This is a genomic window from Pantoea sp. USHLN298 (assembly GCF_037149395.1).
Classification (GTDB): domain Bacteria; phylum Pseudomonadota; class Gammaproteobacteria; order Enterobacterales; family Enterobacteriaceae; genus Pantoea; species Pantoea astica.
The window spans coordinates 241,524-267,693 of the sequence record NZ_JBBCRO010000004.1 but is presented as its reverse complement, the minus strand read 5'-3'; the positions used below and the strand labels follow the sequence as shown (position 1 = coordinate 267,693).

Sequence of the window (26,170 nt, the reverse complement as noted above, 5' to 3'; positions counted from 1 at the left end):
CACTCCTCACACCGTACGCAGCGGCAAATGGACGCTGACGCGGGTGCCGTGGGTACAGGATATCGCCAGCGTGCCGCCCAGCGCGGTTACCCGTTCGCGCATCCCGGCCAGGCCAAAACCTTGCTGGCCGGAACCGGACGGCAGGCCGCAGCCATCATCTTCAATCACCAGCATCACCCGTTCATCCTGCTGCCAGCCTTTGAGCGTTACCGCACGGGCGCTGGCGTGCTTCACGATATTGTTCAGGCCTTCCTGGCAGACGCGAAACAGCGTGACGCGCTGGCCTTCGCTGAGCAGGCTCTCATCGACGTGCCAGTCGAGATGGCTGACGATGCCGCGATCGTCGAGTTCCATCTCGCGCATCAGCGAGCGGACTGCCTGCTCCAGCGAGAGATCGTCTAACTGACGCGGTCGTAACCGTCCCAGCAGCCGCCGCACCGAATCGTACACGCCCAGCGACAGCTGCTCGATGTGCGCGCCGCTCTGGATCACCCGGCCATTATCGGGCGCCAGCCGCTGGACGATGCCCGCCTGGGTACGGATCGCGGTGATGGTCTGGCCGATGTCATCGTGCAGCTCACGCGCCACCTCCTGGCGTACGCTCTCTTCGGTCTCCACCAGACGTTCAGCCAGCCGCCGGTTGCGCGCCAGCTCATGCTGCAGCGACTGATTAAGCTCACGCAGCCGCTGGATACCGGCACCCAGCAGCAGCCCGGTCAGGCTTTGCGCCAGCAGCGACAGCAGTAGATCGACCGGATGATCATGCCAGGTCTGGCTGGCAATCAGGGCAATGGCGTTCATCAGGGTGGCGATCAGCGCACCCTGCCAGCCGTAGTGCCACGCCAGCGCGATAATCGGCAGCGCCAGACAAAACGGCGTAAAGCGCGACAGCTCCGCCGGCAGGCCAAGCTGCAATCCCAGGCTGATGATAAACAGCAGCAGATACCCGATCAGGTGCCGGGCGCGCCAGTAAACCGGCTGGGAGACCAGCGCCGGGCCCAGGGGCTGCCAGCGGGTGCGGGTGAGATAGTGCCAGATAACCAGGCAGGTCGGAGCCAGCGTCAGCCCGCCGGTGAGCGTCAACAGCAGGGCGTTCAGCACCTCCTGCTGACCGGCCCACGGCAGCGATTGCAGCAGTGCGGCGGCGATCAGCGCGGCACCCTGACGCAGCAGCGTGCGCCAGTCGCGCTGGTGGCGGTAACGGGAGATCAGCGCCACCGGCAGCAATGTCAGCACGCCGCCGAGCATCAGCAGTGGCAGATGGGCCAGCGCGACTTCGTGCGACAGCCAGATCAGCAGCAGCCACTCGCTGACCAGCAGTACCGGCCAGTAACCGCGCGGACACTGCAGCATCAGCCCCAGCCGCAGGCCAAACGGAAACAGCAGCACCGCCAGCTCGGGTCGTTCCACCAGATGCAGGCTGATGCTCCACAGGCAGAACCAGGCCGCCGAGAAGATGCAGACGCTGGCGGCCACCGATATCAGCCGCGACAGAAGCGGCGTCATTGCCAGCCGTCAAACATGCGGCGCGCCAGCTCGACGTCGTTGCTGACGCCGAGTTTTTCCATCAGGTTGGCGCGATGAACGTGAACGGTTTTGGGCGACAGCCCCAGCTCGGCTGCAATGGTTTTTACCGGCATCCCCTGCGATAGTTTCTCGGCCACCTGGCGTTCGCGGCGGGTCAGCGGGTCCTGACGACCGGCGGCCAGCCTGAGCGCGATCTCCGGCGTCAGGTAACAGCCACCGGCGGAAACCGTGCGCACCGCGGCGATCAGCTCATCGGGACGACAGCGTTTGGAGAGATAACCGCGCGCGCCGGCGTTAAGCGCCTGTTCGACCAGTGCCGGACTGTCGTGTACCGACAGCATGATGGTGGCTAAGCCCGCGGGCAGCTGGCTCAGCAGCTCCAGTCCGGAGAGATCGGGCATTGAGATGTCGCAAATGCAAACCTGTACGCCGCGTCCCGGTAAACCCGCCAGCGCATCACGGCCCGATCCAAACTCGGCCACAACCTGAAAATCGGGTTCCAGCCCCAGCAACTGGGCAAACCCGGAGCGGACGATAAGATGATCGTCAATAAGCGCGATGGTAATCATAATGCGTTCCTGGCGGGAAAATTCGCGCTTACCTTAGCGATAAGCGCATGGCTGTTCAAGTCGTGAGCAGTCTGGCGTGCCAGCGGTGGCGGGATGTTGATGCTGGTGGGATCGGGGCGATCGTCAGCGCAGCGGCAGGATCGTCGGGCGAGGCAGGCCGGGCGGCGATCCCGCTCCGGCCAGTGATGAATTAATGCAGGCAGCACTGCTTATATTTTTTACCGCTGCCGCACGGGCAGGGATCGTTGCGGCCAGGCAGTTTTTCTACTGAGATCGGCTTCTGAGGCTCCGGCACCGCTTCGGGCTGGGAGATCCAATGATCGTGCAGCGCCAGCGCAGCCGGGCGGATCGCCTCAATGCTGGCTTCCATCTCGTCCGGCGTCATCGCATCCAGTTTTTCGAGGTTCTCTTCCACGCCGTGTAGGGCGATGGCATCCAGCGCCGGTTGCAGATCCTGCGGCAGGGCAGACCAGTCGGTCAGCGACACGCCGCGCATGTAGCCGAAGCACCACTCTTCAACCACAGTAAATTCCAGACCTTCCATCTCACGGATGCCAAACAGCGGTTCGAACTGCTCAGGAAACTCAGAGAGCCGGTCAGCCACGTCATTCATGTGCTGAAAACAGAGCTCCATAAAACGTGTCATCTCACGTTCGTTGCTCCATTTTGGGATCCGCTTCTCGCCACCCCACAGCGCCACCAGCCATTTGCTCGGTTCGACAGTGGTCGGGCCGGACAGCACCGCGGTCAGCAGGCCATCCAGTTCAGAGACATCAAGAATCGACGCTTCGCTGCCATATTTTTCCAGCATATCTTCCAGCCATTGCAGCTCTTTCTCGGACAGTGGGCCTTCTTTCATGCGGTTGCCTCCCGGGCATTTCAAAAATGTGAGCACGGCGTTCACGCCATAAAGCCGCAGCAGTGTACACCCTTGCGCGCCGCAACACAGCTTACCTGCGGTCTGACGGGCTTTTTTCCGGGCAGGCGATAACCCCGACGCGGCGGCTGTGAATCCGCGTTGAGTGCCACTTTTAACCGGTTGAGTGCACTATAGCCGCTGGCTGCTTTGTAAGACATTTTGCGCAAAATCGGGTTTGTTAAACGACTGATCAAATTAATTGACTGATTATTATAATAAAAAATGAGAACAGACTTTTTCTCCCGCCAGATGAGGACGTCACGCCGCGGGAGGACAGCGCACAGCCGCAGGCTCCGATCGCTGATCCTGCTGTAGCCTGCTCTCATTCGGAGCCTCGCGGCCCGGCACAATTTACGCCTATGGCGTGCCCGATCGGCTGCACCGCTATCCGGTTACGCCCGACAGCGATACGCTGCTCGATTATCTCGCCGATTTCTCTGCGGCGGCGGTGCGTGGCCGCATTACTCCAATTCCGGCTAGGCGCTGCCCGGCTACATTTTGCGTCAACGCTTCCATCCGAATATCCAGTCGCTGGCTACATTGGCGGCTATGCCAGCTTTATCGGCTACGATAGCGCCAATGGGATTGCGATTATGGTGCTGCAAAATGGAGCAGCGATTCAGGCATTACGTTGTTGGTCGATCAGGCAACTAAGGATAGAGTGGTCGGACAGTAACCGGTGCGCGGTGAAGCGAATAGCGTCGTCTTTCCTTACACTTAGCTTTGACGAGAGGGGAACTGACTCGCTATAAAGAGTGTCTTTAGCCTGTCTACTGTCACTAAAATCAATTTAACGTGGAAATCATTATGCGCAGGACTCAACGTGTACTTTTCTCAATGGGATTACTGGTTGGCTCGCTGAGCCTGATCCCTGCAGTGCAGGCCGCCGGTGAAGCAACGGATACCGTTCCGCCGCCGCCACAGATTCAGCCCGCCAATCCTGCAACCCAACCGCAGCCCGATGCCGCTAACGCTCAGCCGGATGCCGGTGCGGCGCAGACGCAGGCGCCGTCCAGCTCACAATCGAACGATGGCATTACGCCGACCACGCCGTCGCCATCCAATGGCGGACAACCGAACTACGATCTCAACACCATCATCATCGACTACAAAGAGTATAAAGTCGGCGATACGGTGCCAGAGAAATACACCGATAAAACCTACACCATCGTTGAGTGGCAAAAACGTAATCTGCCGGCGCCGCAGGAGAATACCCACTGGGCCTACATCAACGCCAATTACATCCTGATCACCAATGACACCGGCAAAATTGTCATGGGGAAATCGGGCGACATCTTCTTCCGCGGTTAAAACAGCGGATCAAAAATCAGCCGGTCAGCACGACCGGCTTTTTTTTAGCTGAAACGCTCCGCACCAAAGCTGGCCAGCATCGGATGTTTTTCGCCGCTGACCATCTCGTCCGCCAGTAATTCCCCGACAATCAGCGCCAGCGTGGCACCGGAGTGGCTGAACGCCACGTAACAGCCCGGCACCTTTTGCAGTTCACCCAGCACCGGATCGCCATCGCCCGGAATCGGCTTGAGTCCAATCTTCCAGCTCTCAGCTTTGAGCGGCCGATAGCCACGCAGTAACCGGCTGGCTTCCTGCGCCAACTGCGCCACCACCTGCTCATCAATCCGGTATTCCCCGTCGGCCAGCGGCTGGATATCAGCTTCATACCAGTCGTGATCGAGCGCAAAACGGTTGCCAGGATTGGGACGAACCGCGGCGCGCGGGGTGTTCAGCACCGCTTTCAGCGGCTGGGCGGATGGTTCGGTGATCACCAGCATCGAAACCGGCGAGCCGTTGGGGATAGTCACACCGAGCGGTGCCACCACATCCGGCGTCCAGGGACCGCAGGCAACCAGCACCGCATCGGCGCGCAGCTCGCCTTTATCGCTACGAATGCCGCAGGCCCGGCCCCGATCGGTGATCACGCTGGCTTTACCTGCGTGTTCTACCACTTCGCCGCCCAGTGCGCGGAACTGATTGACCAGATAATCCACCAGATGCGGCAGGCTGACCCAGCCTTCACCGGGATTAAATATTGCCTGGGCCGCCAGCGCATCGGGATCGACCGCGGCATCCGCCTGCGCCACGTTTTCAGCCGTGATCAGCTGTGAATCGTAGCCGTGGGCTTTTTCATAGGCGTGGCGCGCCTCCGTCGCGGTAACGTCACTGTCCGACCAGCAGATCCCGCCGTCAAACCGCAGCCAGTCGAGTGTCGGATGCCGGGCAAACAGGGTGCGATAGCGATCGATGCCAGCCATGCGTAGCGCATGATAAGGTTTCGACCGCTCGCCCGCTGAGTTGAGCCACGACAGCGAGCGTCCTGAGGCGCCGGAGCAGAGCGCGGCTTCGGTCACTAAGGTTACCGCTGCCCCGCGTTTCGCCAGCTCGAGCGCCGTCGATACGCCCAGCACGCCACCGCCCAGCACCACCACTTTCATTTCAGTTTTTACCGCCATTATCAGGTTCCTTACTCAGTTACAGCACTTCAGAGAGAAAACGTTGCAGGCGCGGCGACTGCGGCGCATCGAAAATAGCGGCTGGCGGCCCGGCTTCGACAATCTCGCCTTCGTCCATAAACACCACCTGATCCGCCACTTTGCGCGCAAAGCCCATTTCATGCGTTACCACCACCATCGTCATGCCGCGACGACAGAGATCGGCCATCAGCGTCAGCACGCCTTTCACCAGTTCGGGATCGAGCGCCGAGGTCGCCTCATCAAACAGCATCACCTCCGGATCCATCGCCAGCGCGCGGGCAATCGCCACCCGCTGCTGCTGGCCGCCGGAGAGATCGCGTGGCCGGTGATCGGCGCGCGGACCCAGACCAACCTCTTCCAGCCGCTGACGGGCAATCGCCATCGCCTGCGCTTTGGGCAAGCCTTTAACGCGCCACGGGGCCAGCGCCACGTTCTCCAGCGCGCTGTGATCGGGAAACAGGTTGAAGTGCTGAAACACCATGCCAATCCGCAGCCGCAGTGCGTCCGGTTTGTCGCGCAGTACCGATTGGTCGGCCAGCAGCACATCGCCCGATTTCGGTTCATGCAGCCGGTTAATACCGCGCAGCAGGGTCGATTTGCCCGAGCCGGATGGCCCGATAATGCAGGTAGTGCTGCCAGGCGCGACTCGCAGCGAGACGTTACGCAGCACCTCAATCGGGCCATAGGCGAGGGTCAGATCGCGCAGCTCCAGGCTGGCTCCGTGCCAGCTGGCGCTGGTTGAGCGGTTATTCATGGTTGCCTCCGGTCAGCGGGTGAGTGGCCAGCGCGCCGTTGGGCCGTCTGACTTCCTCCACCTCTTTTAAACCACTTTGTGGCGCGGTCAGGCGACGGCGGCCGGTGCGGTAACGCACATCCACGTAGTTGACCATGTGCGTCAGCGGCACGGTGATGATCAGATAGAACAGCCCGGCCAGCATCAGCGGCGACAGATTGCCGGTCAGCACCGCCGCATCCTGACCGACGCGAAACAGCTCACGCTGCTGGGTCATCAGCCCCAGCAGGTAGACCAGCGACGAGTCTTTAATGATGGCGATGAACTGATTGACGATGGCGGGCAGCACCCGGCGGATCCCCTGCGGGATCACCACCAGCCGCATCGCCCGGCCATAGCTCATCCCCAGCGCGCGACAGGCTTCCATCTGGCCGCGTTCGACGCTCTGAATGCCGGCGCGGAAAATCTCTCCCATGTAGGCGCTGGCAATCAGGCTGAGGGCGAAGATCCCCAGCGGGTAAGGCGTCGGACCGAACAGCTGATAGCTGAATCGCGCCAGGCCCTGACCAATCAGCAGGATGGTCAGAATCGACGGCAGACCACGAAACAGATCGGTATACAGCCGGGCGGGCAGGCGCAGCCAGCGAGAGGGCGAAATGCCCATCAGCGCCAACAGCAGGCCAAACAATGTGCCAAGCAGGGTGGCCGCCAGCGAGATAATCACCGTATTCACCAGCCCGGTGGTCAGCATCTGCGGCAGTACTTCCCTCATTGAGGAAAAATCAAAGAAGGTGCGGGAAAGAATCGTGAGCAAGTCCATCGCCGTCTCCATGCAGTGCGGGGCATTCCCCGGTTAACTCAGGACGCGAACGTCCGCCGCTTTACTGACCGCCAGGCAGATACTGTTTGGGCATTGGCGAGCCGGGGAACCACTTCTGATAGAGCCGCTGCCAGGTGCCGTCCTGCATCGCCGCTTTAATGGCGCTGTCCAGTGCGGCCTTAAAGGCAGGTTTGCCTTTGGCGATGGCGATACCGGCTGGGGCATCAAAAGAGGGGATATCGGCAGCAGAGACCAGCTTGAAGCGGTCGGCGTAGCTTTTGGCGGCCTCATAGTCGAGGAAGATGGCGTCGAGCGTGCCATTATTGAGCGCCGAGACCGCGCTGTTGTTATCCGGGAAGCGCACGATGTCGGTCTGGGTGAAGTGTTCGACCGCGTAGTTCTCCTGCAGTGTGCCCTGAACTACACCGAGCCGCCGTTTTGCCAGACTGGCGACATTCTTCACGCCGCTGTCGCTGCGGGTCAGCACGGTGAGAAAGCCCGCCAGATAGCCAGTAGAGAAATCGACGGTTTTTTCCCGTGCCGGGGTGATGCCGATCGCCGCGACCGCCGCATCATACTGACCGTTGGCGACCGCCGGCATGATGGCGGAGAAGTCCTGACCGACAAAATCGACCTTATCGATTCCCATGCGATGGGCGACATTTTTAAAGAATTCGACGTCAAAGCCGGTGAACTGACCGCTGGCATCGGTGAAGGTATAAGGTCTGGAATCGCCGACGCTGGCGACGCGTAGCTGGCCCGGTTCGATCAGGCCGTAGGGATTGTCATCGCTGGCAGCCAGCGTAGAGAACGAAAGTGCACAGAGTGCGAGCAGGGTGCTGAACGTCTTGCTGAACACAGTGCCGAACAGCATGCCAGGCCGTTTGCCCGTTTTGGTTTGCGATTTCATAGCTCATCCGTTTTTGCAGGTTTAAACATCAGAGACTGTTGAGCCGGTGATTATTTTTGAGACCGGTCTCAACGCAGGTGACACCTTGTGGACGTGGGCGTTGTGAGACCGGTCTCAAGGGGTTACAATGAGTTTAAGCACAGCCTTTTTTCGGCGTCAATCTTCCTGTCATCAACCTGTGATTCAAAATAATTATGACCAGCCAGAAATTACGTTCTAAAGCACCCACCGTGGCGGATGTGGCGCGCGCGGCAAAGGTTTCCAAGGCCCAGGCGGCGCGTGCGCTAGGGGGCTATGGCGCGGTCAGTGATGAGGTGCAGGCGCGGGTAAACAGCGCCGCTGCCGCACTGGGCTACCGTCCGAATGAGCTGGCGCGCAGCATGAATACCGGGCGCTCTAACACCATCGGTGTGATTGTCGGGGATATTGAAAATCCCCACTTCGGCCTCGCCCTGCGCGGCATGGCGGATGTGGCGCGTACCGCCGGTTATCATCTGCTGCTCAGCAACAGCGACGAAAAGCTGCAGGCTGAACAGGATGCAGTGCGGGTGATGCTGGAGAAGCGGGTCGACGGCATTATCGTGGCCCCCAGTTGTTCAGAGCGCGATCAAAACAGCCATCTGATGCAGGTGCTGGAAGAGGGTCGGGCGCTGAAACTGTTCGATCGTGCAGTTAACGGCCTTGATGTCGAAGCGATCTGTTGTGAATTCACCGAAGTGGCGGCTGACGCCACCAGCAGGTTACTACAGGCCGGCCATCGTCATATCGCCTATGTCACCAGCATGGCGCTGACCGGTGACTACCGTGCGCCAGCTGATTTTGGCCTGACGCCGGTTGCCCAGCGCGTCGGTGGCATGATGCAGGCGTTTGCCGCGGCGGGAGTGGAATTTGATCCGTCGCTGGTAAAAGTGAATGCGCTGGATGAAGCGCAGATCGCCCGCATCGTGGCTGAGCTGTGGCAGCGCCCGCAGCCACCCAGCGCGCTGGTGGCCTCTGACAGCGTGGTAGCGATGTGGCTGCTGCGTGAAGTGACGCAGCGCGGGCTGCGCATCCCGGAGGATCTCTCCTTCGTGATGTATGACAACTTTCCATGGAGCGAGATAGTGACGCCGCCGCTGACGGTGGTGGCGCAACCGGTGTACGAGATGGGGCGTGAAGCGGCACGCCGGCTGATTGCCGAAATTCGTGGCGAAGCGGCCGGTCCGATGCCGCGCTTTGATGCCCGGCTGATACTGCGGGAATCGATTGCTGCTCCGGCCAGCGACAGTGAGCCACGCGCCAGACGTTAATCCGGCCAGCCCAGTAACCGGCGTAGCTGACGCACCGCCGCGCCGATCTGCGAACGGCTGCTGTTGCCGTAGCCCATCACTAAACCACACTGCGCCGGTTCAGTCAGATAAAAGGTAGAGAGCGCGGCGGGCGCATAACCTGCCTGAAGCAGCTGGCGGACAATGGCTGTATCGTCCTGAGCCGCATCAAGCGGCAGCACCAGATGCATCCCGCTGTCGCCGCCCAGTAAGGGGATCGGCTGGCCCGCCGCCTGCTGCAGCTCGCTGCGCAGCAGCGTCTGACGCTGCCGATAGAGGCGGCGCATCTTACTCAGGTGTCGGCTGTAGTCGCCGCTGAGAATAAAGCGCGCCAGCGCCTGCTGCTCCAGCGGATTACCACCGCGCAGCAGCTGATGCAGCGCCGGTCGCAGATTGCTGACCAGCGGGGCGGGCAGCACCATAAAACCGATACGCAGGGCAGGGAACAGCGTCTTGCTGAAGGAGCCGAGGTAGATCACCGGCGCATTATCGGTCATCCCCTGCATGGCGGTAATCGGCTCGCCGTGGTGCCGGAAATCGCCGTCATAATCATCTTCGATAATCCACGCCTGCTGCTGCCGTGCGGCCGCAATCAGCGCCAGCCGCCGGGCGGCGCTCATTACCGCGCCGGTGGGGTACTGATGGGTCGGTGTGGTGTAGATCAGGCGCGGTGGCGTCTGTTGCCAGTGTTGCGGCTGCGGCGCCAGGCCCTGCTGATCGATCGGGATCGGAACCAGCCGCAGATCGCCAGCCTGCATTGCCGCTTTGGCCCCGCGATAGCCCGGATCTTCAACCCAGCCATAATCGCCCGGATCGCTCAGCAGGGTGACACACAGCGTCAGCGCCTGCTGTGCCCCTTCGGTAATCACAATCTGTCCGGCGTCACATCGTACACCGCGCGTGATGCGTAACTGCTGTGCCAGCGCGGCACGCAGTTCAGGATCACCCAGCGGATCGCCATAGCCCAGCTGGCGCGGTGGCGTGTGGTTCAGCACATGATTCAGTGCCCGACGCCACGCGGTCAGCGGGAAATGGTTCAGCGCCGGGATGCCGGGACGCAGCGGCAGTGTACCGGTATCGAAACGCTGGCTGAGCTGAAGGGCAGCCAGCCGTTTTGCCAGCGGCCACTGGGCTAATTCGTCGTCATCCGGCCGGGCAGTGGGTAACGCCAGCAGGCTGACGCGGCTGCCCTGTCGATCGCTCATCAGGTAGCCTTCCGCCTGCAGTTGCGTCCAGACGTTAAGCACCGTATTGCGTGACACCTGTAGCTCAGCGGCCAGCTGTCGGGTGGCGGGTAACAGCGCGCCAGCCACCAGCTGTCCCTGTAAAATGCCCTGTTTTATCCGCTGATACAGCTGCTGTTGCAGCGTGGTGCCGGCGGCTGGCGTTAACGGTGCCAGCAACAAAGGATGGCTCTCTGCTTTCATCGCGCGCTCCCGTGGATCTATCATTTTCCAACATTGTGGTACTTTTTAACCCACCAGGATAGTGGCAATCTGCAGACATCATCGGAAGCCAGGAGGCGGTATGTCACAACACACTAATCAGTATGGTCAGCCAGTCGGACATCCATTGCCGGACTGGCAACCACGTCCTTTCCCCCAGCCACAGGTTTTCAGCGGCGAGGTTTGCCGCCTTGAACCCTTCAGCGTGGCGCGTCATGGTGAGGCGCTGTTCGAAGCCTACGCCGCCGCGGAAGAGGGTCGCGACTGGACCTATATGTTCGTCGGGCCGTTTGATGACCGGCAGGCGTGGCAGGATCACGCGGCGCAGCTGGAGGCCAGTCGCGATCCGCTGCATTTCGCGGTGATCGATCTTGCGACCGGACTGGCGGCAGGCAGCCTGGCGTTGATGCGGATCCAGCCGGAGCATGGGGTGATCGAAGTCGGACATGTGGCATTTTCACCGCAGCTGAAGCGGACCCGAATGGCAACAGAAGCCCATTACCTGCTGATGCGTTACGCCTTCGAGACGCTGGGTTATCGCCGCTATGAGTGGAAATGCGATAGCTTAAATGCACCGTCACGCCGGGCGGCGGAACGTCTCGGCTTCCGGCACGAAGGCGATTTCCGCCAGGCGATTGTTTATAAGGGCCGCAGCCGCGATACCAGCTGGCTGTCGATCATTGATGGCGAATGGCCGCAGGTGAAAAAGGGGCTGCAGCGCTGGCTGGCCAGCGACAACTTTACTGCCGAAGGGCAACAGCGCGAGAAGCTGGAAACCTTGCGCGAGCGGCCCTGACCGGTTGCCGGAGAGTCAGATAAACAGGGTTTTAATGGCCGCCACCAGCAGGGTGGTGGTCATCACCATAAACAGCCGTTTAACCCAGCGCATGTCGTTTTTAACGGTCACCATTTCATCCCTGAGCATCTCTGTTGTCCGGGTCAGGCTGATGAGGCCTGCATCCAGCTTATCGGTTTTGACGTCAAGCTGATTAAACCGGCTGCCCAGCTTATCGACCTTCCTTTCAACGTGTCCGAGACGCTCATCGATCTGGTCGACTTTGCGCTCAACGTTGCCGAGACGTTCATCGATCTGGTCGACTTTACGCTCAACGTTGCCGAGACGTTCATCGATCTGGTCAACTTTGCGCTCAACGTTGCCGAGACGTTCATCGATCTGGTCGACTTTGCGTTCAACGTTGCCGAGACGCTCATCGATCTGGTCGACTTTGCGTTCAATGCGGCTGAGTTGTTTATCGTTCTGCTCGCCCGGCTTCCCTTGCTGCAACTCCGTAAAGATCTCCACCATCACCTCCGCCTGCTGGTCGTCGATCCCTGCCCGCTGCAGGGCTTTGAAGGCTTTGTGGGTATTCATCATAGCGCGGGTCATCTCTGCCTCTCCTTCGGCAATACGGTGATAGCGGCATGATGACAGGTCCAGCAAAGGGTGCCACAAAGCGGGTGTTATTTTGCGCGATCTGCCAGAAAGTATCAATTAGTTCAACAAGTAACGTGCATTGAGTTGCGAGCGATCTCGCAACATTTTAGGTTGAGGGCGGGACGATCTCCGCTGCGTGATGTTGCAACGGAGATCAGAAAAAGCAGAGGTTACGACTGCGGCACGATCCTGATTTCCACCATGCCAATGCCCAGTTTGCGCGGGTCCTGGCCGGTAATATTGCCGATATTACTCAGCTGCGGTTCCGGCGGCGCAATGATCAGCTCATGCGTGGCGGTCGGGTTTTCAAAATGCAGCGTATGGGTCGAGACGGTTTCACCCAGCGACAACAGCTGCTGCTGATCCCCGACCCGCACCGGGATCTGGCGATGGGCATTAGCCCCGTAGGCGCGGGCGGTAATCACCAGGTCAAACTTCGCGGGGAGCGGATCGACGTACTCAATCTTCACTTCCGGTGCCAGATTGGCATTGGACCAGCGGCCCCAGCTTTCCGGTCGGGAGATGCCGCTAAAACGTTTGATGCTCTGGGGAGCACCCGGCACGTCGAGCCTGAAGCTGTCGGCGCTGTAACGAATGTCATTATCCTCAATGCGGATCTGCGCCAGATTACGCTGATAAGCCGCATCGCTGGTGGCTGCGGTCGGGAATTTCACGTTGCCTTTCCACTGTGGCTGATCGATAAGCGTCACCGTGGGCGTTGCGCCGAGCTGGCCCATGGCCACACAGAAATCCCCTGACAGCGCCAGCGATGGCTGCCACAGGCGCGCCATTTTGAAGCAGCGATCGACCCAGAGAAACTTATCGGTCGAGGTGAAATCGGCCAGCTGATAGCGCAGCGGCGCTGAATATTCGCCTTCCGGCATCGGCTCGACGTGCTTATCGCTGATGCGGAACAGGATCGGTAATTTAAAGGTGGTGCCCGAGAAGCTGAAGGTATGCTTCGTCTGATCAACGGTAAAGCTGTCCATCATCTTCGGGAAATTCCACAGCTGGATGATGTCGGGCTTCCAGCTCGTCACCTTTGTTTTCATATCGTCAAACTGGGTCGAGAGCGAGACGCTGCTCAGGCTGCTGCGACCCAGGCCAATGGCGTTGTCGCCGCCGAGAATATCCAGCAGCGTCGCGCCGTTATCCAGCGTACTGCGGCGCGCATCAATCACTTCCGCCTGCGGTTTATCGCCGCGGATCACCATAAAGAGATCGTGACGCGGCTGCTTAATCAGATACTGATGGGCGGTGTTATTCATCGCCAGGTGATCGGAGGTGACCACAATCACCGTCTGCTTAAACCACGGCGAGGCTTTGATCCGCTCAATCAGCCGCGCGACGTGCTCCTGCGAACAGGCGACCGCGCTGAATGACTGGTTCGGTTTACCGTCGAAACTGTAGCTCTTACGTTCACAACTGCGGGAGATAAAACCGTCGGGATGATGGGTATCGACCGTCAGGGTAAACAGCGCAAAAGGTTTATTGGCCTGTGACAGTTCCTGATACTTTTCAAACACTTCATCCATCACCGTATCGTCATAGTAACCCCAGTTATTGCGATAGGTCGGATCGGCAACGCGGCTTTTCAGCTCCTGCGCACCATACAGGTTGGCCGGATCGAAGCCGTGCGATTTCAGAAACACATCTTTACCGGCGAAACGCAGGTCAGCGCCCTGAATAAACCAGTTCTGATAACCGGAGTTTTTCAGGATGTCGCCCAGGCAGACGTTCTGCGGATAGAAGCTGGAGAGTGAGGCTGAGGCATTGCCGTCAAACGGCGCAAACAGCGGAATGCCGCACATTGAGGCGACCATACCGGCGATGGTGTAGTCGGTACCCGGCAGCTGCTCGGTCTGGCTGAAGTCGATGCTCTGCTCTTTCAGGCGGCTGAGTTCAGGTGCCAGGCCGGGAAAGGCGTGCTGGTCAAAATAGGTGCGCTCCAGACTTTCGCCGTAGATGTAAACCACGTTGAGGTGAGGCTGATCAATGCGGTTACGCGGCACCTTATAAAAGGCGTCGAAGTCGGAGTCAGCCAGTTGGGTATGCGATACGATCAGCGACGTCACCTGACGAAACGCAGGCGTGGTCTGCACTGAACCCAGCGCGCAGACGACCGCCAGCAGCGACCAGCCGATATGGTGTGGCCGTTCACGCCGTCGCAGTATCCACGACAGCAGGCAGAATAGCAGAAAAAGCACGATGATCAGCCCGATGCCCGGCACCACATATTTACTGACCCCTGCGCCGGTCAGGCTGTTGGTCAGGGTATAGAGCACCGCATCATTGATGCCGTCGCCGGTGAAGTAGTTGCTGGCGTAGAGCGTCGCATTCAGCACCACAAACAACACCAGCAGGATTAGCACCACGAAGAACCAAAATTTGTTACGCCCGGCTTTACAGGAATAGATAGCAATAGCGGCCAGAAACAGCCCAAGTGACGCTAATTCGGACAACGGCAAATCCTCTCTTGATATGAGTACGCGGCGCTTCAGACTGCCGGCCACCTTCGGGGGGATGGTTTTTCGACAATCTATATTGGCTGTAACCCGGCTGCAACACATCCAGCCAGATTTGTGCGGTGAGGATCATATTGATGAGAGAGGGGATCAGAGGGGCATTTATCAGGCCTGACGGCGGCTGGCGCACACCGTCAGTCGTACTGGCGGGAGCGCAATTTCAGAGTTTGCCGGTCAGGTATTGTGCCTCACCGTCGGCGAAGCTCCAGTCGCCTTTGTCATTGGTGATAAAGCTGATCATTAAATCGTTGCCCTGCACGCCGCAGCTCTCCCGCAGTTCACGCGCCAGTTCGGCCATAAAATGCTGTTTCTGTTCGCTGCTGCGCGGGCTGGTGTAGACCCGCACCATCACCAGATTATCGCTGCGGCTGAACCCCAGTCCGGTGTCCTGAAACACCATCTGATGACGCTTGTTTTCCTGAACAATCTGGTAGCGATCGCGCTCAGGCACCTGAAAGGCAGTGAGGACGGCACGGTGTGCCGCATCCAGCAGCGTACGCAGTTCTGACTCTGAACGACCCTGAATAACATCAAATTGCAGCAGTGGCATTGGCGGTTCCTCACGGTAAAAAGGATATCTGTTGCGACTATAGTGACCGCTTTATCCGCCGGGAAAAAGCGCGTAGCCTGAACTGATTATTCACTATATTGAACAATGAAAATGAAAGAGATGAAGACCGATGCGCTGTGGGATCACCTGCACTGGCTGACGGTGCTGGCGGAGCAGGGCAGCTTTACCCGTGCTGCAGAGCGCCTTGACGTCAGCAAAGCGGCGATGAGTCAGAAAATCAAAGAGCTGGAGCAGATGGCGGGCGTGCTGCTGGTTCAGCGCACCACCCGCAGCGTGCGGCTGACCGCGGCGGGTGAAAAGCTGGTGGAGGAGCTGCGCGAGCCGTTTGCCCGCATCGAGCAGAGCTTTTTCAGCGTACGTGACACCGCCGGTCCGGTGCGTGGACGGGTACGGGTCACCGCGCCGGTCGCCTTTGCCCGTCAGCAACTGGTGCCGCTTATCGGCGAGTTTCTGCGTGACTATCCGCAGGTTCGCCTGCAGCTGGACGTCACCGATCGCATTGTGTCGCTGAGCAGTGAAGGGTTTGATCTGGCGATACGCCACAGCGACCGGCTGCCGGAAACCCATGTGGCGCTGCCGCTGTGTGATACACGCACGCTGCTGGTGGCCTCACCGGCCTATCTGGCCGCGCACGGGCTGCCGGTGGTGCCACAGGATCTGGCCCGGCATAACTGCCTGTACTATCCACGCGGGGTGGAATCGCCACGCTGGAGCTTTGTGAGCGACGGTGATGATGAGCGGATTCAGGTGCGGATTCAGGGCTGTTTTGCCACCAATAACAGTGAGTCGATCCGTGATGCGGCGCTACAGGGATTAGGCATTGCGATGCTGCCCGACTTCAGCGCCAGCGCGGCGCTGAAGGACGGTTCACTGCAACAGGTGCTGCCAGAATGGCAGGCGGTCGAGGCATTCGCCGCCCGCCTGTGGATAGTGCGGCCCTGGGCGGCACAGGTGCCGCGCGCCGTCACCACCTTTGCTCACTGGTTACGCGCGCGCTTTGACGCTTAGCGGCAGCGTCAGCGCCGGTGCGGTCTGCTGCATCATCTCACCCATCAGGCTGCGGCGATTATACAATCCCAGCCGCAGATTAAAGTCGAGATGCAGCCGCTCGTTACCGGTCAGTTTAATGATCGGGGGTGGCGTTTGCGGTCGTTGCTGAAACAGCACGGAATGGGCGAAGGCGCTGCTGCTGTCGGCATGAAGACGTTGATAATAGTAGGCGTTGGCCTCGCCTTTACGCAGGTAGAGATTGGCGCGACGGTATTCGCGCATCGCCACCTGCTGTGCCAGCGACAGCAGCTGACGCGACGGATTATCCATATTCTGCACAATCATCGGGAAATCATCGCGCTTCTTCAGATCCTGAAAATAGTTCTGGATGCCGACATTTTTAACCGGCGCCAGCTGTTTCAGCCACTCGCGGATAAACAGGTTTTGTGGCGCAGCGGCGACAAACCAGCTTTCGAGCACCGGCGCGAGGAAGTTCAGGGTCGATTGTTCGCGGTAATAACCGATCACATCCATCGACCGCTCCTGATGAACACGATGCACCCAGCCGAGATCTTCAAACAGCAGGGTACTGCAATCAATGCCGATGCCGCCGTAGCGGTGGATCAGTTCAAGACGAATAATTTCACTTTTATGGGCCAGCGTCAGATCGGCAGTGATAAAGTCGAGATCGGGCAGCCACTGCGGCAGGGTATGCCGGGTAATCAGATAAACCTGGTGATCGGGATTATCCCGACGGATTTTACTGATATTCAGCGCCATTGAGGTGGGCAGCTGATCGTTATGCCAGTACATCCAGACAATCTTTGGAATCTCCGGCAGGCTTTTCTGCTGCGATATCAGCACCACATTCTCTTCCTGGCCCGGATCATATTCCGGAGCGCTAAAGAGGCCGTGTCGCTTTTTATTCCATAACATCTGACTACTGAATGATATTCTTTTCCAGTTGCGCCAGATCTTATGCGCAGGGCGTTGGCGATGTAAACTCATGGTGCACCTGTTGTTTTTATTTTCCCGTCATATTGCAGAAAGCGCGCCCGGTAATTAATGCGATAGCGGGGCGTTGCAGCCTGGCTGCAATTTCAATCAGTGCGGGAATTATTAAAGGGTTTCCCTGATGGCGGCGCAGTGAAAAAGCGCGCGATAGTTTCCTCACGGCTGTTTTAAATTGCACTGCACCTTTTTAATAAAACATTATTTAGCTATAAGCTATGTCTTTTTTCGACTTTCGGATAATACGGAAATAATCCGGTCAGCTGATGAATTTAATAGGTTAACCCGCCTTTATCATTTATTTCGCCTCGCCTGCATTGCCTGATAAGGAAATTCTGAATCACGCCGCCGGGGAATAGCCTGTGCCGTGGCCAGGTTGCCTTTCCGCTGCCGGATTGCGCTTAAACGGCTGCGTTAGCTCTGCTCATCAATCGCTCACAGCGTGTCGCGCGTTGACGATTGTCTACGCTTAAAAGGACCTTACTGAGAAAGGAGCGCGCATGCAGAGTGAATCTCACGGTTTACTGGCGGTGGATAAACAGGGCAACCGCGTCCTGTTTCTCAACCCGGAGACCTTTGCGGTACAGCGGGAACTTAATGCCTTTCCGCCGCGGCCGCACGAACTGGTGATGTTAACGGCGTGGGGCAAAGCCTATGTCCCGATTTACGGCGATGGCGTTCACGGTAACAATCCGCATCCGGGCCATAAAGTGGCGATTATTGATTTACAGCGCCGGGAGATCAGCGGCTTCATTGACCTGTCGCCGCTGCGGGCACCGCACAGCGGTCAGCTGGGCCGCGATGGCAAAGTTTATCTCTGCTGTGAGGAGAGTGCCGCGGTGGCGGTGATCGATCCCATCACTGACCAGCTGGAAAAAGTGATTCCGATCCCTTCCCATCAGGCGCATCGCCTGACGCTGTCGCCCAGCGGTCGCAAATTATTCACCGATAACGAAGAGGACGCGACCATCACGGTGGTCGATCTGTGCGAAGCGGAAGGGCGGATCATCGATACCATTCTGCTGCCGGGGCCGATTGCCGGTATCGCCGCGTCACCCAAACATCCTTACCTGGTAGCCAGTGCCGCCGATGCGCCGCTGCTCTACGTTATCGATCGGCAGAGCCATCGGATTCGTCAGCGGCTGGCGCTGCCGGGTCATCAGCGTTCATGTCAGGTGGTGCGGTTCAGCGCCGATGGTGAACTGCTGGTGGCGATAGGTGAGGGTGAGCCGGTGGTGACCCTGTTTGACGATCTGCTCAATCCGCTCGGCGATATTGCGGTTGGCAGTACGCCGATGGATGGCTGCTTCAGCCCTGACAAGCAGCTGTTACTGATTGCTAACCAGGGCGATGGCACGCTAAGCGTGATCGATCTGGCACAGCGGAAAGTGATTGCCACGCCGCGGGTAGGGACCGGGTGTGAAGTGCTGAGCTATTTTTCGCGCGATCAGATAAACGGCCGATGATAAATCGCCGAGCTCCAGTGGCGGCTGCTGGCATGTTTTTCCGCCTGCCAGCCGCGTTTGCGCAGCTCGCGGGCGATCATCTTATTCATGATGCCGTGCCCCAGCAGCAATACGGTTCCCTGTCGGGCATGTTCTATTAAGCGATCGGCGGCCAGCGAGGCGCGATGGCGTGCATGCCGCAGCGATTCCGACTGACCGGCGTAGCCACACAGCCACAAAACCCGCAGCAGCGCCAGCCAGAGCAGCGTCGGCAACTGGAGCTGGCTGCCAGGTAATAGCGGCACCGCGACCTCACTGAATAACGCATCAACCTCATGCGGCTGCAAACCGAGCTGGCTCAGTGACGAGCGGGCGCGGGGCAACGGGCTGCAAACCACCACCGTTGCCTGACGCGCGATGGAGAGGCTACGCGGCGGTGGACCGTCGCTGACCTGTGACAGATCGTAGGCTTCGCACCAGTCCGCCAGCGCCTGCACGTTGTGCCGTGGGCCAGGCGGATGGTCGGGCTTACCGTGTCGCATTAAAATAATCGTCATAACCTTCCTTCTCTCTCTTCACCTCAGGGTAAAGCATTGCCTGCGTTTGCCAATCCCCGCCACTTTTTTAAGAGAATGCTCAGGTTGTCATACTCAGGTAACAGCGCCGTGCGACAACAGGACGCGATGAAAGGGATCGCTTATCGATTTAGCTTAATGATAAGAGAAAATGCTACTTTACTGGTTGTGGTGTCTTTTTTTTGCGCAGGGTGTTTAGTGCAACTGGCTGAATTTGCGATAAAAATGCCTGGTGACGCAACGTGATAATGAAATTTAGCTAACAAATTAGCTGAAGATCTATTGATTTATCTACGCGCGTAGATACACTATGTGCCCAGTGATTGCTCACGGTGCATGATGCACGGCAGGCGCCATTGATTGTGAAGTTACATTCGCTCTATTAAAGCGACCGGTCAAAAAAAGATCGGCGAAAACGAGCGAGGACAAGATTCCAACACCAGGGAATCCCTTAACCTTTCATCATGGTTAGTCATCCGAACGTCGCCACCGGGGGAGTTCCGCTTACAATCCGGGAACCGACCCATGGACGGGCGTTTATCGATCTGCATACTCATTCAGGGACCGGGTTATGACGGCACACAGCACCGTTAAGCAGCAGGCATCACAGCCTTCCACTTCAGCCGCCGACGAGCGGTTTAATACCCCTTCAGGCCGCAAAGATTTCTGGCGCGCCACTTTCTCATGCTGGTTAGGTACGGCAATGGAGTACGCGGATTTCGCGCTCTATGGCCTTGCCGCCGGCATTATTTTTGGTGACGTTTTCTTCCCGGAATCGACCCCGGCGATGGCGCTGCTCTCCAGCTTCGCGACCTGGTCGGTCGGCTTTATTGCCCGGCCGATTGGTGCGCTGTTCTTCGGCTGGCTCGGCGACCGCAAAGGGCGAAAGGTGGTGATGATTGCCACTATCATCCTGATGGGCGTCTCTACCACCTTTATCGGTTTAATCCCCAGCTATGCGTCGATTGGCGTCTGGGCACCCGCCTGTCTGGTGCTGCTGCGCTTCACGCAGGGCTTTGGTGCAGGTGCTGAACTCTCGGGCGGTACCGTAATGCTGGGCGAATATGCGCCGGTAGAACGTCGCGGCCTGATCTCGTCGGTGATCGCGCTCGGTTCCAACAGCGGTACGCTGCTGGCCTCGCTGGTCTGGCTGGTGGTGGTGCAGATGGATCAGCAAAGCCTGCTGGAGTGGGGCTGGCGTATCCCGTTCCTCAGCAGTGCCCTGATTGCGCTGGTGGCACTGTGGATTCGGCGTAACCTGCGTGAAACCCCGGTCTTTGAGCGTAAAAAAGCGCAGATGGCGGCGGAGCGTGCGGGCGTGATGGCGGCTCAGCCCGCGGTCGACTCGCGTCCTTTCTTTCAGCGCACCCGCGCCTTCTGGACCATGGTCGGCCTGCGTATCGGCGAAAATGGCCCTTCTTATCTGGCGCAGGGATTTATTGTTGGCTACGTCGCTAAGGTGTTGATGGTGGATAAATCGGTACCGACCACCGCCGTTTTTCTGGCGTCGCTGCTAGGCTTTATCATTATCCCCTGTGCAGGCTGGCTGTCGGACCGTTTTGGCCGTCGGATAGTCTATCGCATGTTCTGCCTGCTGCTGATGGTCTATGCCTGGCCTGCCTTTACGCTGCTGGATAGCCGCGAACCGGCCTTGATCATTCCGGTGATTGTGGTCGGGATGGCGCTGGCGTCACTGGGCATTTATGGCGTGCAGGCGGCGTGGGGCGTAGAGATGTTCGGTGTCCATCATCGCTACACCAAAATGGCGTTCGCTAAAGAGCTGGGTTCGATTCTCTCTGGCGGCACCGCGCCGCTGGTGGCGGCAGCGATGCTCTCCTACAGCGGTCACTGGTGGCCGATTGCGGTCTACTTCTCGGTGATGGCCGCCATCGGGTTCTTCACCACCTTTGTGGCGCCAGAGACGCGAGGGCGGGATCTCAATCTGCCCGATGATGCGATATAGCCGGGACAATAAAAAAGTGCAGCAGGCCGTGTAATACGGCCTGCTTTGTTTAGGGAGGAAAGGGATGTGGCTAAGTCGTTAACAGGAAAAGTCACCCGCAGTGAGGTCGCGAAAGCGGCAGGCACCTCGGTGGCGGTGGTCAGTTATGTGATTAATAACGGTCCACGTCCGGTTGCCGATGCGACACGTCAGCGGGTGCTGGCTGCGATTCAGGCGACCGGATACCGGCCCAATGCCGCAGCGCGCGCACTGGCCTCCGGAAATACCAAAACCTTTGGTCTGGTGGTTCCCAACATCAGCAACCCGTTTGTGGCCTCGATGGCCCACGTCCTGCTTCAGGAGTCACTTAATCACGGTCATGTGATGCTGCTGGGCGATGCGGGCGATGACCGCAAGCGCGAGCTGGAGTTGATTCAGGGGTTGCTGAACCGGCAGGTCGATGGGCTGTTTTATAACAGCGTCGATCGTCATCCCTACATTGAGATGATCACAGCCAGCGGTACGCCGCTGGTGATGCTGGAACGGGTAGAGCCGCAGCCGGGCGTCAGTATGCTGCGGGTCAATGAGCGTCAGGCCGCCTGGCAGGTGACCTCACACCTGTTGAGCCACGGTTATCAGCAGGTGGGAATGATCAGCGGCCCGACAGAGATGCTCAATGCGCAGGATCGGATTCAGGGCTGGCGTGACGCGATGCAGGATCGCGGCCTGGCGATTGATGAAGCGCTGATCTTTCCGGCCAGCTATAGCCGTCAGGGCGGTTACGCCGCGGCTCAGACCATGATTGCACGCCGTTGCGTACCGCGTGCGCTGTTTACCAGTAATGAAGGTCAGGCCCTGGGCGCACTGCGCGCCTTCTCCGAACATCAGATCCGCGTCCCGCAGGATGTGGCGCTGGTCTGCTTCAACGGCACTGAACACGCTGCCTTTCACGTTCCGACATTAACCACGGTGCGCCAGCCGCTGCGTGAGATGGCGCGTTGCGCTATCCGGATGCTGAAAGAGGGGCATGACGAAGCACAACTGGAAGAGTTTCCACACTATCTTGAAATCGGTGAATCCTGCGGCTGTAAGCCGCAAAGCCAGAGTTAACCTGACAAATCCATGAAAAGAATCATTATTGACTGCGATCCCGGCAACGGCATCGCGGGTGCTAACACCGATGACGGGCTGGCGATTGCGCTGGCTCTGGCCTCTCCTGCACTGTCGCTGGAGTTGATCACCACCGTGGCGGGTAATACGCCCTGTGAGGTGGGGACGCGCGTCGCCAAAGATCTGGTCACCCGGCTGGGATTGCCCATTCCGGTGGTTCAGGGCGCGCCGCGCGCCCTGCTGGAAGATCCGGTGCCGTGGCGGGAGGTGCTGGATGATCGGGTCACCGCGTCTGGTCTCAGCGCGCTGTGGCAGGATGTGCGTCAGCCGGCCGATCTACCGGCAGAGGCGGGCGAGGCGGCTGACGCCATCGGCAAACTGATTTGCGACAATCCAGGCGAGATTACGCTGGTGGCGATTGGTCCGCTGACCAATGTGGCACTGGCGATGCAGCGTTATCCGGCAATGGCGGAATCGGTGGCGGAGATTGTGATCATGGGCGGGGTATTCGCGCTGGATGATTACATCAAAGACACCAATTTTGGTCTCGATCCGGAAGCGGCGCATCAGGTGTTGCACAGCGGCGCAACCCTGACGCTGGTGCCGATGGATGTCACGACCCAGACTCTGCTGACTCAGCAGGATCTGACCCGCCTGACCGCCGTAGATCATCCGCTGACCCACTTTGTGCGCGACACGCTGCGGCCGTGGATCGACTATTCGATGCAGACCCGTCATCTGGCCGGCTGCTGGATTCATGATGCACTGGTGATCGCCTGGCTGCTGAATCAGCGGGTGGCCTCCGGCATCGATTATCGGGTCGATATCGAACTGCGGGCCGGGCCGACGCGCGGCAAAAGCTGGCGTTACCGTCAGCCGCTGCGCGTGACGACCGGCATCCCGGAAAACTGTGGTGCGTTAGTCCATGTACTGCATCGCGTTGATAACGCGCAGCTGCTCTCGATCATCGAGCAGGCGTTTCATCGCCTGACAGCCTGAAAATCGGGGCGAAACCCGCCCCGTAATGCTACTGAACCCCCTTTCTGACACGCTTATTTACAGCCTGAAGCAGCGGCTGACAATTGCGTAGCACGCTAACCTTTCTGACATGATATATACAAGTGGTTAACAAATTCGCAACCATGCTGCGGGTTGCGCTAACCCCTTTCCGGCCACTGTGCCGAAGCCGCTCAGACAGGATAGTGACATGCTTAACTGGACCCCGACCCAGCGAAACGTGGCCTTTGCCAGTTTTGCCAGCTGGACGCTGGATGCTTTCGACTTCTTTATTCTGGTTTTTGTGCTCAGCGATCTGGCGCACTATTTTCACACCTCGGTTTCCGAGGTCTCGCTGGCAATTATGCTGACGCTGGCGGTACGGCCAATCGGGGCGCTGCTGTTTGGTCGCCTGGCGGAGCGCTATGGCCGTAAGCCGATTCTGATGCTGAATATTGTGCTGTTTTCACTGTTCGAACTGCTCTCCGCCTGGTCACCGACCTTTGGCGCGTTTCTGGCATTCCGGGTGATTTACGGCGTGGCGATGGGCGGGATCTGGGGCGTGGCCTCTTCGCTGGCGATGGAAACCATTCCGGATCGCTCTCGCGGGCTGATGTCCGGCATTTTCCAGGCGGGTTATCCCTGTGGCTATCTGCTGGCGTCGATCGTCTTTGGCCTGTTCTTCGCTACCGTTGGCTGGCGGGGAATGTTCCTGATTGGCGCGGTGCCGATTCTGCTGCTGCCGTTTATCTACTTTAAGGTGCCGGAATCGCCAGTCTGGCTGGCGGCACGGCAAAGTAAAACCAGCTCGGCGCTGATGCCGATCATTCGCCAGCACTGGAAAATCTGTCTCTACATGGTGCTGCTGATGGCCTGCTTTAACTTTTTCAGCCACGGTACCCAGGATCTCTATCCTACGTTCCTTAAAGTGCAGCACCAGTTTGATGCCCATACCGTCAGCATTATCGCCATCGGCTACAACATCGCGGCGATGCTGGGCGGCATCTGCTTCGGCTCACTGTCGGAACGTATCGGCCGTAAAAAGGCGATTATTCTGGCGTCACTGCTGACATTGCCGATTTTACCGCTGTGGGCTTTTTCCAGCGGCTCCTGGGCAATCGGCATTGGCGCTTTCCTGATGCAGTTTATGGTGCAGGGCGCGTGGGGCGTGGTACCGACCTACCTGACCGAACTGGTACCCGCTAACGCGCGCGCCGTGTTGCCAGGCTTTGTTTATCAGCTGGGGAATCTGATCGCCTCCGTCAACGCCACGCTGCAGTCGCGCATTGCAGAAGCGCACGGCGGCAATTACGGACTCGGCATGGCGATGGTGGCGGGTACGGTGGCGGTGCTGATCTGCCTGTTAGTGGCATTCGGCCGCGAAACACGCGGCATCGAAATTTCCGGCGCGGTGGCCCGACAGCCCGATTAACGCGCCTCGCAGACGTCAATCCATCGGGCGGCGGTCAGTTCAGCCATCTGTTGCGGGCTGATGCGCACCGCGCTATGGATGGCGCCTGCCGCGGGCAGCACCTCGTCAAAACTGCGCAGCGATACATCGCAGTAAACGGTCAGCGGATTTTCCAGCCCGAACGGGCAGACGCCGCCGACCGGATGGCCGGTCCAGTTAATCACCTCATCGACGCTGAGCATCCGCGCTTTGGCGCCCAGCGCCGCTTTCAGCTTGCGGTTATCCAGCCGGGCGTCACCGCGGGTCACGATTAGCACCACTTCATCTTTCACCTTTAACGACAGGGTTTTGGCGATCTGACCCGGCGTGACGCCGTGGGCGCGGGCGGCCAGCTCAACCGTCGCGGTGCTTTCGGCCAACTCAATAATTTCAATTTCAGGGGCGTGTTCGGCAAAGAACTGGCGGACTGACTCCAGGCTCATCTTTCTCTCCAGGCTGATCGAAGGCGTAGAAATTGCCACAAGCCTTCGGGCCTGTAAACGAGATTAGCGGAGATTCCGTGACAGAATGCGTCGCGATCAGCTGCTGCTTAATGTGCAGTTGCCGCACTGCGCCACATCGGGAATGCGATAACGCTGGCAGCAGCTGCGACGAACCAGTTCGCCGTTGCGGGGGATCATGGTGCGGTAGAGCGGATTATCACTGCCATCCAGCAGCCGCTGGTTGAAGAACAGCGCCTGTTCCAGCTGCGCCACCTGCTGCTCGCCAATCTGACTTTTCAGCTCACCGAGGAACCACTGAAACGAAAAACCCATGTTGTTCCAGATCAGTCTGGCATTGATGTCGCCGTGGCGGGTGATGCTGTTGACCACCGGAATCAGATGCTGCTGAATCAGCCGATCGAGGCGCTGCTGCGCATTAAGATAGTGCGCATCGTCATCTTCCTGTACCGCAATCCAGAACGCGGCGGGATGACCCTGCTGAAACTCAACCCGGATCTGTTCAGGCGAGCAGTCGAGCGCGCGCGACTCCTGCAGTAAGGCTATCATCAGCGGCGGCAGCAACAGGCCAAAATACCACTGCGCCCACAGTGACAGCACCGGCTTTGCTTCCCGCACCGCATCAGGATGATCGCGATAGAGATAGTCGCTGTAGCGCTGAATCAGTGGGGTGAAGGTGGCGGTTTGTGACCATTCGGCGAGCGTCAGGCAATCGGACGGGGCAGGCCGATCGAGCTTAATCGACTGCTGCAGGTAGTCGGGCTGCTGTAATAGCCGCTGCTGCAAACTTTCCGCCAGCGAACCATCGTGTTGCCGGAAGATTATCGACTGCGTGCTAAAGCGATTTTCCTGTGCGGTTACGGTTGCCATGTCGACTCGCGAAAAGGGTAGATAAGAAAGCAAATGATAATCGTTATTGATTCACTCTACAAGCTGTGCA

General features: G+C 58.9%; 24 protein-coding genes. 9 read left to right on the top strand and 15 right to left on the bottom strand.

Annotation, left to right across the window (positions count from 1 at the left end):
• Nucleotides 1-6: 6 nt before the first annotated feature.
• The 3 genes from uhpB to WFK59_RS12240 form a co-directional block, all read right to left on the bottom strand.
• A complete protein-coding gene (gene uhpB / locus WFK59_RS12250; protein ID WP_336755892.1) occupies nt 7-1,506 on the bottom strand; it encodes a signal transduction histidine-protein kinase/phosphatase UhpB in 1,500 nt (499 codons plus the stop codon).
• Nucleotides 1,503-2,096 (bottom strand): transcriptional regulator UhpA, encoded by a 594-nt coding sequence (gene uhpA / locus WFK59_RS12245; protein ID WP_336755891.1) that lies wholly within the window; start codon nt 2,094-2,096, stop codon nt 1,503-1,505. The genes uhpB and uhpA overlap by 4 nt, the downstream gene beginning before the upstream one ends.
• Before the next feature lie 190 nt (nt 2,097-2,286).
• Entirely contained in the window at nt 2,287-2,955 is a 669-nt protein-coding gene (locus WFK59_RS12240) for a YecA/YgfB family protein (RefSeq protein ID WP_336755890.1), read from the bottom strand.
• An 867-nt stretch (nt 2,956-3,822) separates the two neighbouring features.
• Here WFK59_RS12240 and WFK59_RS12230 point away from each other — a divergent pair.
• Nucleotides 3,823-4,326 carry an RcnB family protein gene (locus WFK59_RS12230; protein WP_233985393.1) on the top strand — a complete coding sequence of 168 codons (504 nt, stop codon included), beginning with the start codon at nt 3,823-3,825 and terminating at the stop codon, nt 4,324-4,326.
• 44 nt (nt 4,327-4,370) lie between these two features.
• Here the strand turns inward: WFK59_RS12230 and WFK59_RS12225 are convergent, their stop codons facing one another.
• The 4 genes from WFK59_RS12225 to WFK59_RS12210 all read right to left on the bottom strand — a co-directional run bounded on the left by WFK59_RS12225 (nt 4,371) and on the right by WFK59_RS12210 (nt 7,931).
• A complete protein-coding gene (locus tag WFK59_RS12225; protein ID WP_336755889.1) occupies nt 4,371-5,483 on the bottom strand; it encodes an NAD(P)/FAD-dependent oxidoreductase in 1,113 nt (370 codons plus the stop codon).
• A 19-nt stretch (nt 5,484-5,502) separates the two neighbouring features.
• Complete coding sequence (locus tag WFK59_RS12220; RefSeq protein ID WP_336755888.1) at nt 5,503-6,258, bottom strand: amino acid ABC transporter ATP-binding protein; 756 nt, start codon at nt 6,256-6,258, stop codon at nt 5,503-5,505.
• On the bottom strand, nt 6,251-7,057 hold the full coding sequence (locus WFK59_RS12215) for an amino acid ABC transporter permease (protein ID WP_069728476.1): 807 nt from the start codon (nt 7,055-7,057) through the stop codon (nt 6,251-6,253). The genes WFK59_RS12220 and WFK59_RS12215 overlap by 8 nt, the downstream gene beginning before the upstream one ends.
• Nucleotides 7,058-7,118: 61 nt before the next feature.
• Nucleotides 7,119-7,931: an ABC transporter substrate-binding protein gene (locus tag WFK59_RS12210; protein WP_336755985.1), complete on the bottom strand. Its 813-nt coding sequence runs from the start codon at nt 7,929-7,931 to the stop codon at nt 7,119-7,121.
• Between the two features lie 230 nt (nt 7,932-8,161).
• On the opposite strand from WFK59_RS12210, the gene WFK59_RS12205 reads away from it, so the two are divergent.
• On the top strand, nt 8,162-9,256 hold the full coding sequence (locus WFK59_RS12205) for a LacI family DNA-binding transcriptional regulator (RefSeq protein ID WP_336755887.1): 1,095 nt from the start codon (nt 8,162-8,164) through the stop codon (nt 9,254-9,256).
• Here the strand turns inward: WFK59_RS12205 and pdxR are convergent.
• Nucleotides 9,253-10,701 (bottom strand): MocR-like pyridoxine biosynthesis transcription factor PdxR, encoded by a 1,449-nt coding sequence (gene pdxR, locus WFK59_RS12200; protein WP_336755886.1) that lies wholly within the window; start codon nt 10,699-10,701, stop codon nt 9,253-9,255. The two genes, WFK59_RS12205 and pdxR, sit on opposite strands and share 4 nt — an antisense overlap.
• A gap of 100 nt (nt 10,702-10,801) precedes the next feature.
• On the opposite strand from pdxR, the gene WFK59_RS12195 reads away from it, so the two are divergent.
• Entirely contained in the window at nt 10,802-11,515 is a 714-nt protein-coding gene (locus WFK59_RS12195) for a GNAT family N-acetyltransferase (RefSeq protein WP_336755885.1), read from the top strand.
• A 15-nt stretch (nt 11,516-11,530) separates the two neighbouring features.
• On the opposite strand, the gene WFK59_RS12190 is transcribed toward WFK59_RS12195, so the two are convergent.
• From WFK59_RS12190 to WFK59_RS12180, 3 genes are all read right to left on the bottom strand, one after another.
• On the bottom strand, nt 11,531-12,106 hold the full coding sequence (locus tag WFK59_RS12190) for a hypothetical protein (RefSeq protein WP_336755884.1): 576 nt from the start codon (nt 12,104-12,106) through the stop codon (nt 11,531-11,533).
• Nucleotides 12,107-12,324: 218 nt separating this feature from the next.
• Nucleotides 12,325-14,616 (bottom strand): phosphatidylglycerol--membrane-oligosaccharide glycerophosphotransferase, encoded by a 2,292-nt coding sequence (gene opgB, locus WFK59_RS12185; RefSeq protein ID WP_233985387.1) that lies wholly within the window; start codon nt 14,614-14,616, stop codon nt 12,325-12,327.
• Nucleotides 14,617-14,839: 223 nt separating this feature from the next.
• Complete coding sequence (locus tag WFK59_RS12180) at nt 14,840-15,229, bottom strand: tautomerase family protein (protein WP_031376341.1); 390 nt, start codon at nt 15,227-15,229, stop codon at nt 14,840-14,842.
• A 111-nt stretch (nt 15,230-15,340) separates the two neighbouring features.
• Here WFK59_RS12180 and WFK59_RS12175 point away from each other — a divergent pair, with 111 nt between their 5' ends.
• Nucleotides 15,341-16,258: a LysR family transcriptional regulator gene (locus WFK59_RS12175; RefSeq protein WP_336755883.1), complete on the top strand. Its 918-nt coding sequence runs from the start codon at nt 15,341-15,343 to the stop codon at nt 16,256-16,258.
• On the opposite strand, the gene WFK59_RS12170 is transcribed toward WFK59_RS12175, so the two are convergent.
• Entirely contained in the window at nt 16,235-17,248 is a 1,014-nt protein-coding gene (locus tag WFK59_RS12170; RefSeq protein WP_293001897.1) for a capsular polysaccharide synthesis protein, read from the bottom strand. The genes WFK59_RS12175 and WFK59_RS12170 overlap by 24 nt on opposite strands.
• Nucleotides 17,249-17,751: 503 nt before the next feature.
• Between WFK59_RS12170 and WFK59_RS12165 the strand changes: the two genes are divergently transcribed.
• Nucleotides 17,752-18,717 carry a WD40 repeat domain-containing protein gene (locus WFK59_RS12165; protein WP_233985383.1) on the top strand — a complete coding sequence of 322 codons (966 nt, stop codon included), beginning with the start codon at nt 17,752-17,754 and terminating at the stop codon, nt 18,715-18,717.
• Here WFK59_RS12165 and WFK59_RS12160 read toward each other — a convergent pair.
• The gene (locus tag WFK59_RS12160) at nt 18,699-19,253 is read right to left on the bottom strand and encodes a histidine phosphatase family protein (RefSeq protein WP_233985382.1); all 555 of its coding nucleotides are present in this window, start codon (nt 19,251-19,253) and stop codon (nt 18,699-18,701) included. The genes WFK59_RS12165 and WFK59_RS12160 overlap by 19 nt on opposite strands.
• 589 nt (nt 19,254-19,842) lie before the next feature.
• On the opposite strand from WFK59_RS12160, the gene WFK59_RS12155 reads away from it, so the two are divergent.
• The 4 genes from WFK59_RS12155 to WFK59_RS12140 all read left to right on the top strand — a co-directional run bounded on the left by WFK59_RS12155 (nt 19,843) and on the right by WFK59_RS12140 (nt 24,751).
• Nucleotides 19,843-21,234, top strand: coding sequence for an MFS transporter (locus WFK59_RS12155; protein ID WP_233985381.1), 1,392 nt, complete (start codon nt 19,843-19,845; stop codon nt 21,232-21,234).
• A 66-nt stretch (nt 21,235-21,300) separates the two neighbouring features.
• Complete coding sequence (locus WFK59_RS12150; protein ID WP_233985380.1) at nt 21,301-22,323, top strand: LacI family DNA-binding transcriptional regulator; 1,023 nt, start codon at nt 21,301-21,303, stop codon at nt 22,321-22,323.
• Nucleotides 22,324-22,335: 12 nt separating this feature from the next.
• Nucleotides 22,336-23,322, top strand: a complete 987-nt coding sequence (locus WFK59_RS12145; RefSeq protein ID WP_233985379.1) for a nucleoside hydrolase — start codon at nt 22,336-22,338, stop codon at nt 23,320-23,322.
• Nucleotides 23,323-23,530: 208 nt separating this feature from the next.
• A complete protein-coding gene (locus WFK59_RS12140; protein WP_336755882.1) occupies nt 23,531-24,751 on the top strand; it encodes an MFS transporter in 1,221 nt (406 codons plus the stop codon).
• Here the strand turns inward: WFK59_RS12140 and WFK59_RS12135 are convergent.
• A complete protein-coding gene (locus tag WFK59_RS12135) occupies nt 24,748-25,212 on the bottom strand; it encodes a YbaK/EbsC family protein (RefSeq protein ID WP_233985377.1) in 465 nt (154 codons plus the stop codon). The two genes, WFK59_RS12140 and WFK59_RS12135, sit on opposite strands and share 4 nt — an antisense overlap.
• A 96-nt stretch (nt 25,213-25,308) precedes the next feature.
• Complete coding sequence (gene fhuF, locus WFK59_RS12130; protein ID WP_336755881.1) at nt 25,309-26,100, bottom strand: siderophore-iron reductase FhuF; 792 nt, start codon at nt 26,098-26,100, stop codon at nt 25,309-25,311.
• Between the last annotated feature and the right edge of the window lie 70 nt (nt 26,101-26,170).